8 protein-coding genes are annotated in these 13,727 nt (G+C 61.8%); 5 read left to right on the top strand and 3 right to left on the bottom strand.

Annotated elements, in window-relative coordinates; translation table 11 throughout:
* Window positions 1-189 precede the first annotated feature (189 nt).
* From VBE63_RS13745 to VBE63_RS13735, 3 genes are all read right to left on the bottom strand, one after another.
* Complete coding sequence (locus VBE63_RS13745) at window positions 190-822, bottom strand: AAA family ATPase (protein WP_323683600.1); 633 nt, start codon at window positions 820-822, stop codon at window positions 190-192.
* A gap of 1,008 nt (window positions 823-1,830) precedes the next feature.
* The gene (locus VBE63_RS13740; protein ID WP_416274553.1) at window positions 1,831-5,745 is read right to left on the bottom strand and encodes an efflux RND transporter permease subunit; all 3,915 of its coding nucleotides are present in this window, start codon (window positions 5,743-5,745) and stop codon (window positions 1,831-1,833) included.
* A gap of 87 nt (window positions 5,746-5,832) precedes the next feature.
* The gene (locus tag VBE63_RS13735) at window positions 5,833-7,020 is read right to left on the bottom strand and encodes an efflux RND transporter periplasmic adaptor subunit (RefSeq protein WP_323683599.1); all 1,188 of its coding nucleotides are present in this window, start codon (window positions 7,018-7,020) and stop codon (window positions 5,833-5,835) included.
* Window positions 7,021-7,623: 603 nt separating this feature from the next.
* Here VBE63_RS13735 and VBE63_RS13730 point away from each other — a divergent pair.
* The 5 genes from VBE63_RS13730 (at window position 7,624) to bioA (ending at window position 13,624) form a co-directional block, all read left to right on the top strand.
* Window positions 7,624-9,093: a dynamin family protein gene (locus VBE63_RS13730; protein WP_323683598.1), complete on the top strand. Its 1,470-nt coding sequence runs from the start codon at window positions 7,624-7,626 to the stop codon at window positions 9,091-9,093.
* A gap of 15 nt (window positions 9,094-9,108) precedes the next feature.
* Entirely contained in the window at window positions 9,109-10,026 is a 918-nt protein-coding gene (locus tag VBE63_RS13725) for an ROK family protein (RefSeq protein ID WP_323683597.1), read from the top strand.
* A 136-nt stretch (window positions 10,027-10,162) separates the two neighbouring features.
* Complete coding sequence (locus tag VBE63_RS13720; protein WP_323683596.1) at window positions 10,163-10,891, top strand: NUDIX hydrolase; 729 nt, start codon at window positions 10,163-10,165, stop codon at window positions 10,889-10,891.
* Window positions 10,892-11,072: 181 nt separating this feature from the next.
* Window positions 11,073-12,143, top strand: a complete 1,071-nt coding sequence (nadA, locus tag VBE63_RS13715) for a quinolinate synthase NadA (RefSeq protein WP_323683595.1) — start codon at window positions 11,073-11,075, stop codon at window positions 12,141-12,143.
* A gap of 119 nt (window positions 12,144-12,262) precedes the next feature.
* Window positions 12,263-13,624 (top strand): adenosylmethionine--8-amino-7-oxononanoate transaminase, encoded by a 1,362-nt coding sequence (gene bioA, locus VBE63_RS13710; protein ID WP_323683594.1) that lies wholly within the window; start codon window positions 12,263-12,265, stop codon window positions 13,622-13,624.
* The last annotated feature ends 103 nt before the right edge of the window (window positions 13,625-13,727 follow it).

Here is a 13,727-nt window from a genome sequence, read left to right as displayed (position 1 = left end):
GGCCCCAAGGCCTAAGCCTTGGGTCGGCGCCGGGTGGTGTATCAGCCGAATGCCGCGCTGACGCTGAGGTCAGCGTCGGCGGACCTGCCGATAATGGATGCTTTAAAGCCTAACACGAACACTAGGTTATACAAGGAACCCGCCCCTGAAACGAGAGGCTGATACCACCTCAAGCTCAAGCCAGATCGGCTAGCTCAATACCTGGGGAAACAAGCTTGCCGCTAGCGCATAAAACTCTTTTGCCCCCTTTCCGCGAGGCTCCAACTCAAATACGGCCAGGCCTTCGCTGAATGAACGGCGGAAAACAGTGCGCTGCGACAAGCGCGTCTTCAGGAACCGAATATCAGGCAAGGATACCAGCGCTGCCGCTGCTTCGTTGGTCTCACGAACCGCGTGATGGGTATCACCCCGGTTAATGAAACCGATGATCTCTGGGGGTTGATCACGCTCGACCGACTTCATCAACTGGATGAAGCGCTGCGTGGACCAGATATCGGCTTGCGACGGTGGCACCGGCACGATGACGCGATCGCATAGCTGTATCGCCCTGCGCAAGGCCTCCATGTCAGAGGTACCAACATCGATGAGGGCCTCGTCATGCTCGCGCAGCTGATCGACGTCGAGCGACGCCCGGTCCAACACTTGCAGCACGGGTTCGAAACCTTCCTCACGACGCACTTCAGCGACATCGGTCAAGGTGCCTTGAGGATCGGCGTCTAACAGTTGCACGTCGACCTCGGCCATCGACAACCACACGCCCATATTGAAGGTCAGGGTGCTCTTACCTGAGCCGCCCTTCAAGGAGCCGATAACTGTAATCATGCGCTCTTATCGCGATCAGACAGGGTAGCTTTGGGCTGGAGGATGGTGACTGTTTAGCGCAGCATAGGCCGCGACGAATCCCCTGGCCATTGATCATCCGCATGGTAACCGAATGCGGCACCTTCGTCTTGGTAACTGCGCCAGGGTCCGCGGGGCAAATAGTCTCGCGTATCAATCCGGGGATAAGGGCTCTCTGCACCTGAGCGTGCATTCTCCCGTTCGGAAAGCGCGCGAAACTCCCAACCATTGTGGGCACTCGGACGTTTGGCGCTGAGCTCGGGATCATGACGAAACTGATAAACATCCTTATCGTAAGCTTGGTCGTAAGCCCAGTCATAAGACCGGTCATAAGGCGCATCGCTTGCTGATTCAGTGAGCCCATACTGAGCCGGCGCATCCCAGTCTGAGCCTGATTTCCGCGACCATCGGCCCTGTCGCTCATCCCAAGATCGATTCCCCCGAGATCGATCAGCCCAAGATCCATCACCAAGGTTATCATTCCAGTACCGGCCTTGCCTGGGCTGCTGCCGCGCCGTGTTCCGGTCAGGATCTGCCTCCCGCCATTGGGCGCGATCGTTCCTATCGGTTGTCGGCCATCCCGATGGCCAGCGACCCTCGCCAGCGCGATGGCCACCCGCGTCGATCTCGTCTCTAGGAGCCGCGGACCAAGTCTCTCCCTGCTGATCGTCTGACAGATACCACCGACTGCGGCTATCCCAGGCGCCTGGCCTGGCGGCACCCTGACGATCAGTGCCTGTTTGCTCCCAGCGAGAGGGCACCGGCGTCTGGTAATTGCCGGGCGAGGTGCGATCGACAGCCGTATTGGCCGATGACCAACCACTGCCAGTCTCGTCGGAATTCCAGGCCCAGAGCGGTGGACTTGCGAGCAATAAGGTCCCTGCCAGCATGACCAGAGGCAGCCGATCCTGAGCACAGCGCCGCCCGACTTGCTTTGAGCGGCCAAGTGCCGAAGGTATCGATTGCATTCTGTTCATGGTCTCCGCCGCTTTAACTGTTATCCGGGCCGTCGCTATCGTCCGTCTTGAGGCGTATCCCTCGTCTGGAGGTCTTCTGCTGAGGCTTCGACGATGCCTTTTTCGCTGGCGCTTTCTTGGACGCTGCCTTTTTCGCTGGCGCCTTTTTCGTCGCCGCCTTCTTAGCCGCAGCCTTCTTCGTCGGCGTTTTAGGCGCCGGCGCCGCGGCTGTCGCTTCAGATGTCCCCTCATCTCTAACTGTAGTCTGCTCTGGCGAGCTTGCCTGTTCGGAGGCTCGGTCAGGGTGAGCATCGACATCCGCTGCCGTAACGCTGTCTGACGGAGCCTCCGCGTCTGATCGACGCAACGCATTGGGCAACGGCCCGGCTGGCGCAGTTCCCGCAGAGGGTGCCGACCGGCGTTTCTTGATCATGCCCTTGATCCCATCGAGCAGCAGCAAAAACAGACCGCGGAATGCATAGAGGACGAGCATCAGAGCACCACCGATCTTGGCCATGAGGCCATCGCGCTTCGACGGCCGTTGGGCGGCGCTCGAGCCGATGCCAGGATCGGGCTCCACAGGCTGCAGCCCTTCGGCACAGGGCACAACCATCCCGGGCGGCGCGCTCGCGACCGCCACCTCGCAGAGGTCTTTGCTCGCGGCAACACAGCCCAGCGGGATCACGATCAAGGTCAGCAGCGTCGAGACCAGCACACCCGAGGACAGCGAGATCGCCATGCCTTGGAAGATCGGATCACTGAAGATCACGCTCGAACCTGCAACCAACGCCAGCGCGGTGATCACAATGGGCCGCGTGCGCGTCGTGCAGGAGCGAATCACGGCCTCGGCGACCGGCACGCCCTTTTGCACCTCGTGAATGGAAAAATCCACCAACAAGATTGAGTTACGCACAATGATGCCGGCCAGTGCGATCCAGCCGATCATCGAAGTAGCCGTGAACTCACCGCCCAACCCCAGCTCGAAGGCCGCCCAGTGCGCAGGAATGATCCCGAGCAGCGTCAGCGGAATCGGCGCCATGATCACCAATGGGATGCGGAAGTTGCCGAATTCCCAGACCACGAGCACATAGATCAACACCAAGGCAACGCCAAAGGCGGCGCCCATGTCTCTGAAGGTCTCGTAGGTCACCGTCCACTCGCCGGCCCATTCGAAGCTCGACACCTGATCCGAGGGCGGCGGCCCAAGCCAGTAAGCCTTAGGCTTGGCACCATCGGGTGCGACATAACCCATCTCATCGATCCGATTCTGGATCTGCAGCATCGCGTAGACCGGTGCTGCCAGCGTGCCACCCACATCGGCCACGACGTACTCAACAGCGCGCAGGTCTTTACGATAGACAATCGACTCTTCGGACACGCGCTGAAAGCTGCCGAGCTCGCGCAACGGAATCGTCGATCCAGAATGGGTGCGGATCGGCAGATCGCCGAGGCTCTGGATCTGAGAGCGTTCGGCCAGCGGCACTTGAACCACAATATTTACCGGCTCATGACCGGCGCGCATCTTCACATCGCCAATCTCAGCCCCACCCAGCGCCATGGTGAGATTGCGATTGATGGCATCCACCGAGACACCACGGCGCACCGCTTTCTCGGTATCGACATCGAAGCGCCAGTAGTCGAAGGACTCACGCAGATAGTTGTCGATATCGCGCGCGCTCTCAGCCTGTGCAAAGATATCGGTCAGCTCCTGTGCAAACGCGCGGCGCACATCCGCACTCGGCCCATGGACTTCGGCCACGACCGATTGCAGGACGGGAGGCCCCGGCGGCATCTCGACCACGGCGATGCGCGCGCCGTTGGCATCCGCCAGCGGTTTCAGCATCTCGCGCGCCTGCACCGCGATCTGATGGCTGCTGCGTTCACGATCGTGCTTATTGGTCAGCTGTACCTGTAGCTCGCCCTGCCAGGGATCGGAGCGCAGGTAGTAATGCCGCACCATGCCATTGAAATCGAAGGGGCGCGCCGTGCCCGCGTAGAGCTGGATCGCCGTGACCTCGGGCATGCTGCGGATTTTTTCGGCCATCTGATGGGCCAGATTCGCCGTCACCGGCAACGCCGTTCCCTCGGGCATGTCCAATACCACCGAGAACTCGGGCTTATTGTCCAACGGCAGCATCTTCACCGGCACCCACTTAAAGTAGAAGAAGCTCAGGGTGAAGAGAAAGGTGCCCCAAAGCAGCAGCTTGAAGATCAAGCGTTTGCTCTTGTGCTCGATCAGCGGGGTCAGGATACCGACGTAGAGCCGCTCGAGATTCCGCGCCTCCTTATGCTCGCGTTTCTCGGCCACCTCCAGATAGCGCATCGACGGGCGCAGCCACTTCGAGATCGCCAGGTAGGGCGTGAAGACGAAGGCCGCGAACAACGAGATCAGCATGGCCACCGAGCCCAAGGCCGGGATCGGCTCCATGTACGGCCCCATCATCCCGCTGACGAAGCCCATCGGCAGCAAGGCAGCTATCACGGTAAAGGTCGCCAGGATGGTCGGATTACCGACCTCGCGCACGGCGTCGACGGCCGTGTATTCATCCGTGCGACCTTCCTCAAGCCAGCGCCGATAGATATTCTCAACCACCACGATGGCGTCATCGACCAGGATGCCGATCGAGAAGATCAGGGCAAACAGGCTGACACGATCGATGGTGTAGTTGGTGATCCAGGCCATAAAAATGGTCATCAACAAGACCACCGGGATCACCAGCATCACGACAATGGCCGGCTTCAGGGCGCGGAATGCCGCGAGCACCAGCAGGAAGACGAAAAAGGTCGCGATGAACAGCTTGAAGATCAGCTCGGAGACCTTCTCGTCCGCCGACTCGCCATAGTTACGGGTCACGCTCACCGCAACATTGTTCGGGATACGCTCGCCTTTGAGCTCGTTGACCTTCTCGAGAATCGCATTGGCGACCGTCACACCGTTCGTCAGTTCTTTCTTAGCAACTGCGATGGTCACCGCCGGTGCCCCATTCGCCCGCAGATCGCCCTCTGCCGCCGGGCCGCTGTAGTAGGTCACCAGTTGATCCGCGTCCTCAGGCCCCTGGCGCACACGCGCAATGTCATGCACATAGACCGGGATCTCATTATAGGTGCCAACCACTAAACGCTGAATGTCCTCGGCGCCCTTCAGGAACGACCCGCTGACCACCGAGAAGTGCGTGCCACTCGACTCAACGCCGCCAGCGCTCGCCTCCGCATTGGCCGCACGAATGGTGCTGGCAACTTCATCCAGGCTGATGCGATAGCCCGAGAGCCGTTCAGGATAGGCGTCGACGGTGATCTGTTCGCGCCTCCCGCCAACGATAAAACTATTACCGGTGTCCTTGACCTCTTTCAGTGACTGCAGTACATCTTGCGCTAGCAGCCGCAATTGTCCGTCATCGACGTCGGGCTGGCCGTCACCATCAATGTCCTTCGACCAGAGTGTCAGGGTCACGATAGGGACATCATCGATACCTTTGGTCTTCACCAGTGGCGGCATCACCCCGGGCGGGATCTTGTCCATATTAGACGCGATCTTATCGTTGACCTTGACCAGCGAAGGGCCGACCTGCTCACCAACGTCAAACTCAACCGTCACTAGGCCTTGGCCGCGCTGGGCCGCCGAATAGACGTGCTTGACGCCTGGAATCTCGCTCATGATCCGTTCGAGCGGCTGCATGGTGAGGCTCGACACCTGCTCCGCCGAGGCCCCCGGATACTGGACCATGATGTCGATCATGGGCACCGAGATCTGCGGGTCCTCTTGCCGCGGAGTCGCGATAAGGCCAAGCAGGCCCATCACTAACATTGCCACATAGAGCAATGGCGAGAGCGGCGAGCGGATGAAGAAACGGGCAGTACGGCCTGCAAGACCGAGACTGTCACCATCCATCGAAGCGAGGGAGCGAGCGTCTTCCGGCGCCGGGGTGCGAGGGCTATCGTCCTGGCTCATAGCGTGTTTCTTTCATCAGGGGCGGACGTGAAAAAACCGAGACAGGGCACGAACGGCAGAACCCTGTCTCGGTCATCGGAGAACATCTCAGCGGCTTGAGCGATCGTCCCGCGACCAGCCGGTGGCAATGCCAGGGCCTGGGTTGCTGAGGATGCGCTCGCCGGCGCGAAGACCGCTGAGTACGGTCACGCCGCCGCGCGGTGTTGGCTCACCGACGCGAATCAGTCGCAGGTGCGGATTGCCATCCTCGTCGAGCACATAGACGCCAGGCAGGCTACCGTTATAGCGGATCGCGGTGCGCGGCACGACCGGGTTGACGCGCGCTGGCGCGTTGAAGTCAGGCACCAAGACTTTCGCGTACATGCCCGGCTCCGAGATGCCCTTTGGCAGATCAAACTTGACCTTAACCGTGTGGCGTTGTGGATCAGCCATTGGGAAGACTTGCGCGACCCGCACCGGCACATTGCTAGGGTCATCCAGCGGATCGGCCCCAGCCCGCGCTCGGGCTGGCACGTCAAGCTCGGCGCGCAGCATCGCGCCCTCACTCAACCCCGGGCGCAGGCGCGCGGGAACATCGACCTCGACCTGCAGATATTCGACATCCGCAAAGGTCAACAGCGGCTGGCCAGGCTGCACTGTATCGCCAACCTCGATGAACTTACTGACGATCACGCCATCGAAAGGCGCGATCGAACGCGCATCGCGGAGCTTCGAGTCTAAGGCCTGCAGCTCCGCTTGCAGCTGCATGATGGCGTTGCGTGCTTCCTGAATCTGGGTGCCAGAGGCAAAGAGATCGGCAGAGAGCTCAGCGTCTTGATCACGATCGCCGATAAAATCCTCCATCGGGCGCGTGAAGAACTGATCGAAGAGATTCGGCATGCCCATGCCACCTGGCGAGGCCCGCGAGCGCGGCGAATACCGCTCGCGGCTGTACTGAACGCCGGCATTGCGTAACTGTGCATCCGCCGTCGCCAACTGCGCGAGCAGCGCCTGGCGCTTGGCCTTCAGCTCGCTGGCGTCCAATGACACCAACAGATCACCGCTCTCGAATGCATCGCCCTCAATGCCCGCTAGATAATCAACTCGCCCTGGCAGCTGCGCCGCCTGCGTCACCTCCTTGTACGGAACCACAGTGCCACCGACTGAGACCGTCGGCAGACCCTCCGCCTGCTTCACCACATAGATGTCTTCCACGGCCTGGGCCGACACCGCAGTCACGGCGCCCAAGGCGGCGAGGAGCCCGATCGAGAGCATGCGCATAGTTAGATTTCCCATGATTTCGGGTACCCGAGAGCTGAATTCGGCACATCCGCAAACCGGCTAGGGGCGCACTCTAACGCAAGCTGCCGCTGCCCCCTGGCCCAGCCTGCCGCTGCAAGCCAGAGATTGGCAGCAACAGGCCCAAGCGAGCGTTTGAGGCAAAGCCCTCCGCGCAAGACCGGCTGGTCGATTGGCGACAGCCTCAGCCTCGCAATGGTTGGCTCCAGAAAACGCAGTCTGCAGTTGAGGCCCATTCGCGCTGGCGGTGGTGGTGCTCTTTTAAGGATGTTGGTTATCGTTGGCAACAGACGAGCCAAGCCGAGAAGTATCCTGAAAATGCAGCCCGATATCAAGCGAGCTAGACATTTAGACCAAAAAAATCAGCCCCTTAGGGTTGGCTTAATACTGCATCACGGCGTCAACACCGGCGTCCAGAAAACGCTAAGCCATTGACTGCGGCATGCTTTATCGTCCGCAGCCCAATTTAACCTCGCTCACCGCGCGGACACTATCTTGCTCGCGGCAAAGCGTATAGTATCCGCAGCCATTCGAGCTTTCACCCGCCCTCGAGCGAGTCCGAGATCAGCGAGTCCAAGATCACTGAGAGGAGCATGACGCATGTCTTCAGCCGCCGGCCCGGAAAGCGTCCAGAGGCGTCTCAACGACCTCGAAAGCCATCTAGAGCAGGAAAACCCCATCCTGCTGAGCGCCGTACAAAGCTTCCGAACGCTCGATCGGGTGGCCTACGATATGTTTCTACTTCCCGAGAACAAATCGTTCGCGAGCCAGGTGCCCTGGTGGCCCCTGATCTCAGTACTCGGCACCTTCTCCGCCGGCAAATCGACCTTCATCAACGATTTTCTCGGCCAGACCATTCAGCGTACTGGCAACCAAGCCGTCGACGACCGCTTCACGGTCATCGTCTACAGCCCCGAGACCCGCAGCCACGCGCTGCCCGGCGTCTCGCTCGATTCCGATCCGCGCTTCCCCTTCTATCAGATGTCGCGTGAGATCGAGCGCGTCGCTGGCGGCGAAGGCAAGCGCATCGACGCTTACCTACAGCTCAAGACCTCCTGCAGCGACCGCTTGCGCGGCAAGATCCTGATCGACTCCCCCGGCTTCGATGCCGACGCCCAACGCGATGCCATCCTCAGCATCACCGACCACATGATCGACCTCTCCGATCTGGTGCTGGTGCTGTTCGACGCCCGTCACCCTGAGCCGGGCGCGATGCGCGACACGCTGCAGCATCTGGTGGTGCGGACCAAGAACCGCGCCGACTCGAGCAAATTCCTGCACATCCTCAATCAGCTCGACACGGCCGCCAAAGAAGACAACTCCGAAGACGTGGTCGCCGCCTGGCTGAGGGCGCTGGGCGAGGTCGGCATGACCACCGGGCGCTTCTATACCATCTTTAGCGGCTCCGCCCCTGGCATCCAGGACCCAGCCAAGCGCGAGCGTTTCGAGCGCAAGCGTGACGCTGACCTTGACGAGATCTACGAGCGCATGGATCAGGTTGAGATCGAGCGTGCCTATCGTATCGTCGCTTCACTGCGACAGACCGCGACCAGTTTCGCCGACGAGACCGTGCCTTTGCTCGAGACCGCAGTGCGGCGCTGGCGCGTCCGCACCCTCATGGCGGACACGATCATGCTGCTTGCACTGATCTCCGCGTTCCTATTCTGGAGCATCAGCGGCGGCCATTGGCAGGGACTCTCATACGAGCCGGCCTGGCTCGAAACCCTTGAAGGATGGGGCGTCTCTTGGGCCTTGCAGGGCGCCGAGGTGCTGGCCGCATTGATCGTTATCGCCGGCCATTACGGTCTGCGCAAGCTTGCCGTCTTGACCGTGCTTCCTTGGCTGCGCAAGCAGCTGCGTGACGAACCCTTACCCGGCAACCTGATCGACGCCTTCCTAGCGAACACGCGCAGTTGGGCGACCTTCTTCGGCGGCAAGCCACTGGGCTGGAACGACTGGTCAGAGGGTCGTATCGCCAAGGTCCTGCACGACTGCGAGACCTATGTGCAACATCTCAACGAGCGCTTCACTAACCCGCGTGGACTGAAGACACCGCCGACGCAGCTCTGATCTCGACTGCGGACGATGAGCGCGCCGATCCGCATCGGCGTCGATCTCGGTGGCACCAAGATCGAGGCAGCGGCCTTGGCCGACAACGGCCAAGTGCTGCAGCGCGAGCGCATCCCGACTCCGCGCAACGACTACCAAGCCACGCTCGAGGCCATCAAAGGGCTGATCTCAATACTGGAAACACGCCTGGGCGTCCAGGCGAGTGTCGGCGTCGGCACCCCCGGCGCCCTATCGCCGTTCAGCGGTCTTTTGCGTAACGCTAACTCGGTCTGGCTGAACGACCGCAGCCTGAACACCGACCTCGAACGCCACCTGGAACGCCCAGTCAGAATCGCCAACGATGCCGACTGCTTCGCCTTGTCAGAGGCCACCGATGGCGCCGCTGCCGGCGCTCGTTCGGTGTTTGGCGTCATCATTGGCACCGGTACCGGTGGCGGGATCGTTGTCAACGGCCAGCTGTTAAGCGGGCCTAACGCGATCGCTGGGGAATGGGGACACAACCCGCTGCCCTGGCCGCAAGACGCCGAGCGACCCGGCCCGCGCTGCTATTGCGGCAAGCGCGGCTGCATCGAAACCTGGGTCTCAGGTCCCGCCCTCTCCGCGGATCTCCAGCGACTCAGCGGCCGCCAGCTCGACGCCAAGGCCATCGCAACAGCCGCCGAGCATGGAGACACCGAAGCCGAAGCCGCCCTACAACGCCATGAGGATCGACTCGCCCGCGCACTGGCGGCGGTGATCAACCTACTCGATCCCGAGGTCATCGTCCTCGGCGGCGGTCTCTCCAAGTTGCCGCGACTCTACCAAGGCCTGCCTTCCCGCATCCGCCAGTACATCTTCGGCGACGGCCTTGCCACAGGGATCGTCCCGCCTCGCTTCGGCGACTCAAGCGGCGTTCGCGGCGCCGCCTGGCTTTGGCGGGAAGGAGAAGTTTGAAGTTTAAAAACCAGAGCCTAGCGCCCATACGCCGGTCGGCGCTAAGACCAACGCCTTGCCCTTCTCACTTCTCACTTCTCACTTCTCACTTCTACTCAGGCTTGCATAAGTGTAGATTCGACACTAACTTACGAGCATGAGCCATAAGCGCGAAAAATCGAATCCGTCGATGCCAGATCAGGCGCCGGGTGCGACCGATCCTTTCTGCTATCGCTATCCCCATCCAGCAGTCACCACCGATGTGGTGCTGTTCACGATCCGCGATGACAGCCTGCACCTGCTGCTGATTGAGCGCGGGAATGAGCCGTTCAAGGGCAGTTGGGCGCTGCCGGGTGGGTTTGTCGATATCGACGAAGACCTCATGGACGGTGCGGCACGTGAATTGGCGGAAGAGACCGGTGTCGAGAACCTCTACCTCGAGCAGTTGGGCACCTTTGGCAAGCCAGGACGCGACCCGCGCGAACGCGTGATCAGTGTTGCCTACTTAGCGCTGGCCCCAGCAGCCGCACAGGCGGTGAAAGCTGGAGATGATGCCGCGGCCGCTGCTTGGTTCCCGCTCAAGGCACTGCCGGCGCTCGCCTTCGACCACGCAGAGATCATCGAGGTCGCCCACCAACGATTGGTTGGCAAGCTTGACTACTCGACCATCGCCTTTCAGTTGCTGCCCGAGACCTTTACGCTCGGCGAGCTACAGCGCGTTTACGAGACCCTGGTTGACGCCGAGATCGACAAACGCAACTTCCGCAAATGGGCCCAAGCACTGGAGGCCATTGAGGAGACCGGTGAGCTGCGGCGGCGTGGCAGCCATCGACCAGCGCGGGTCTACCGCTTGGTCGACCGCGAGCGCATCGCCTACATCAAATGACGCTCTCCACGACCATCGGCCCGTTCGCAGCTTTTGGCTTTGGCTGTCGATCGACGTCTGGAGACGCTGTAATCGCTGCAACAGCCAGGGACCACCCCCGCAACCATGAATGCGACCGATACGCCAATGCCCGCAAGCAGTTGGCAATGATCGCGACGCGCTTAGCGCCCCGGAGACAAGCATGACCACCGCGACCCAGGAAGCCCCGATCCGTGACCGCATTCAGGTGCCGGCACATCCGACCTGGCCGGCGCTCGACGCAGACGCCAAGACCGCGCTCAAGCAGCGCATCAAGCGCCTGCTCATCGAACAGAACGCGGTGCTGGTCGCGCATTACTATGTCGACGGTGATCTGCAGGCGTTGGCCGAAGAGACCGGCGGCTACGTTGCCGACTCGCTGGAGATGGCACGCTTCGGCGCTGAGAGCGATGCCCAAACGCTGGTGGTCTGTGGCGTGCGTTTCATGGGCGAGACGGCGAAGATCCTCAATCCCGAAAAGCGCGTGCTGATGCCAACGCTCGAGGCCACCTGCTCGCTCGACGAGGGCTGCCCGGTCGAGTCGTTCAGCGCCTTCTGCGACGCCCATCCGGACCATACGGTCGTGGTCTATGCCAACACCAGCGCCGAGGTCAAGGCGCGCTCGGACTGGGTGGTGACATCAAGCATCGCATTACCGATCATCAAACATCTAAACGAGCGCGGCGAGAAGATCCTCTGGGCGCCTGATAAGCACCTCGGGCGCTACGTGCAGCGACAGACCGGTGCAGAGATGCTGCTCTGGGACAGCGCCTGCGTGGTGCATGAGGAGTTCAAGGGATTCGCGCTCGAGCGCCTGCGCCGGCTGCATCCAGACGCGGCGATCCTGGTGCACCCGGAATCACCCGATGAGATCGTCGACCAGGCCGACGTGGTCGGCTCCACCACACAGTTGATCAACGCGGTGCGCGAACTGCCCAACCGCGAGTTCATCGTCGCCACCGACGAGGGCATCTTCTGGAAGATGCACCAGCTCGCACCCGACAAGAAGCTGATTGCTGCCCCCACCGCCGGCGAAGGCGCCACCTGCGAGAGCTGCGCGCACTGCCCCTGGATGGCGATGAACGCGCTGCAGAATCTGGCCACCCTGCTCGAGCGCGGCGATCAGGAGATCCAGATCGAGGAGTCGATCCGCCAGCGCGCCGTCGTCCCCATCCAGCGCATGCTCGAATTCGCCCGCGAGCAGGGCATCGGCCAGACGCGCGGCGTTCGCTGAGCCCCGGCAGACGACGCCCCAAGACGATTGCTGACAACGGGGATACCGCCTTGCGAGTCTGGGCGCCCGCCTTCCGCCAAGACCACCCGATCGCGATCGGCTGCAACCCAGAGACTTCGATGAGCACCAACGAGGCTTCGCCATCCAACGCCGAGATCGAGCGCCTGCTCGCCATCGATCGCGCCCACGCCTGGCACCCCTACACCTCGACCATCGACCGCGACCCGGTCTACCCGGTGCGACGCGCACGGGGCTGCACCCTCGAGCTCATGGATGGCCGCCCGCTGATCGACGGCATGGCCTCCTGGTGGTGCGTGATCCACGGCTACAACCATCCGCTGCTGAACCAGGCCGCGCGCGATCAGCTCGAGCAGATGGCGCATCTGATGTTCGGCGGTCTCACGCATGCGCCGGCGGTGGGGTTGGTCGAGCGGCTGGTCCGGATCACGCCAGAGCCACTGCAGCAGGTCTTTCTCTGCGACTCAGGCTCGGTCGCGGTCGAGGTCGCGATGAAGATGGCGCTGCAATACCAGCAGGCCATCGGCCAGCGCAAGCGGGTGCGCTTCTTGACGCTCCGCTCCGGCTACCATGGCGACACCTTTCATGCGATGTCGGTCTGCGACCCGGTCACCGGCATGCATCACCTGTTCAACCAGGTACTGCCCCGGCAGTTCTTCGCGCCAGCGCCAACCCCGCGCTTCGGCGAGCCCTGCAGCGATGCCGAGATCGCCGAGTTTGAGCGCCTGATCGAGACCCATCGCGACGAGATCGCCGCGGTCATCCTCGAGCCGATTGTGCAAGGCGCCGGCGGCATGCGCTTCTACTCGGCCGAGTACCTGCAGCGGGTGCGCGCGCTCTGCGACGCCCATGGCGTGCTGCTGATCGCCGACGAGATCGCCACCGGCTTTGGTCGCACCGGCGAGCTGTTCGCCTGCGAGCACGCCGGCATCAGCCCCGACATCATGACCCTCGGCAAGGCGCTCACCGGCGGTTATCTGACCTCGGCCGCCACCCTCGCCACCGATCAGGTCGCACACACCATCTCCAGCGCCGAGCCAGGCGCCTTCATGCACGGCCCGACTTTTATGGGCAATCCGCTGGCCTGCGCGATCGCCAACGCCAGCATCGATCTATTGCTCAACCCGAGCACTGAGAACAGATCCAGCACTGGCAGCGCGACCAATCAGCCAGTCTGGCAAGCCAAGATCGCAGGCATCGAACAACTCCTCCAGAGCGGCCTTGAGCAATGCCTCAGTCTACCCGGCGTCGCCGAGGTGCGAGTGCTCGGCGCCATCGGCGTGGTCGAGATGAAGCAGCCGGTCGCGATGCGTGAGATCCAGCGCCGCTTCGTCGAACGCGGCGTTTGGGTCCGTCCGTTCGGGCGCTTGGTCTACCTGATGCCGCCCTTCATCATCAGCGACGAGGAGCTGCGGCGGCTTACAGCGGCGGTTGTCGAAGTGCTTGCGGAGCCGGCATTCTAGACACCAGATCGACCTGAGCGGGAAACGAGCGATGCAAAAGGTTGCGCACATGCGTCGGCACTATCCACAGATCAAGACATTCCAATCTGTCTGCAGCTTTCAT

This window comes from Lamprobacter sp. (assembly GCF_034860625.1).
Classification (GTDB): domain Bacteria; phylum Pseudomonadota; class Gammaproteobacteria; order Chromatiales; family Chromatiaceae; genus Lamprobacter.
This window is presented reverse-complemented; position numbering and strand designations above follow the sequence as displayed.

What these genes read in the sequence shown, in the direction of transcription:
- VBE63_RS13735 (WP_323683599.1), bottom strand. Translation starts at nt 7,020, where the DNA reads ATGGGAAATCTAACTATGCGCATGCTCTCGATCGGGCTCCTCGCCGCC.
- VBE63_RS13740 (WP_416274553.1), bottom strand. Translation starts at nt 5,745, where the DNA reads ATGAGCCAGGACGATAGCCCTCGCACCCCGGCGCCGGAAGACGCTCGC.
- VBE63_RS13720 (WP_323683596.1), top strand. Translation starts at nt 10,163, where the DNA reads ATGAGCCATAAGCGCGAAAAATCGAATCCGTCGATGCCAGATCAGGCG.
- VBE63_RS13730 (WP_323683598.1), top strand. Translation starts at nt 7,624, where the DNA reads ATGTCTTCAGCCGCCGGCCCGGAAAGCGTCCAGAGGCGTCTCAACGAC.
- nadA (WP_323683595.1), top strand. Translation starts at nt 11,073, where the DNA reads ATGACCACCGCGACCCAGGAAGCCCCGATCCGTGACCGCATTCAGGTG.
- VBE63_RS13725 (WP_323683597.1), top strand. Translation starts at nt 9,109, where the DNA reads ATGAGCGCGCCGATCCGCATCGGCGTCGATCTCGGTGGCACCAAGATC.
- bioA (WP_323683594.1), top strand. Translation starts at nt 12,263, where the DNA reads ATGAGCACCAACGAGGCTTCGCCATCCAACGCCGAGATCGAGCGCCTG.
- VBE63_RS13745 (WP_323683600.1), bottom strand. Translation starts at nt 822, where the DNA reads ATGATTACAGTTATCGGCTCCTTGAAGGGCGGCTCAGGTAAGAGCACC.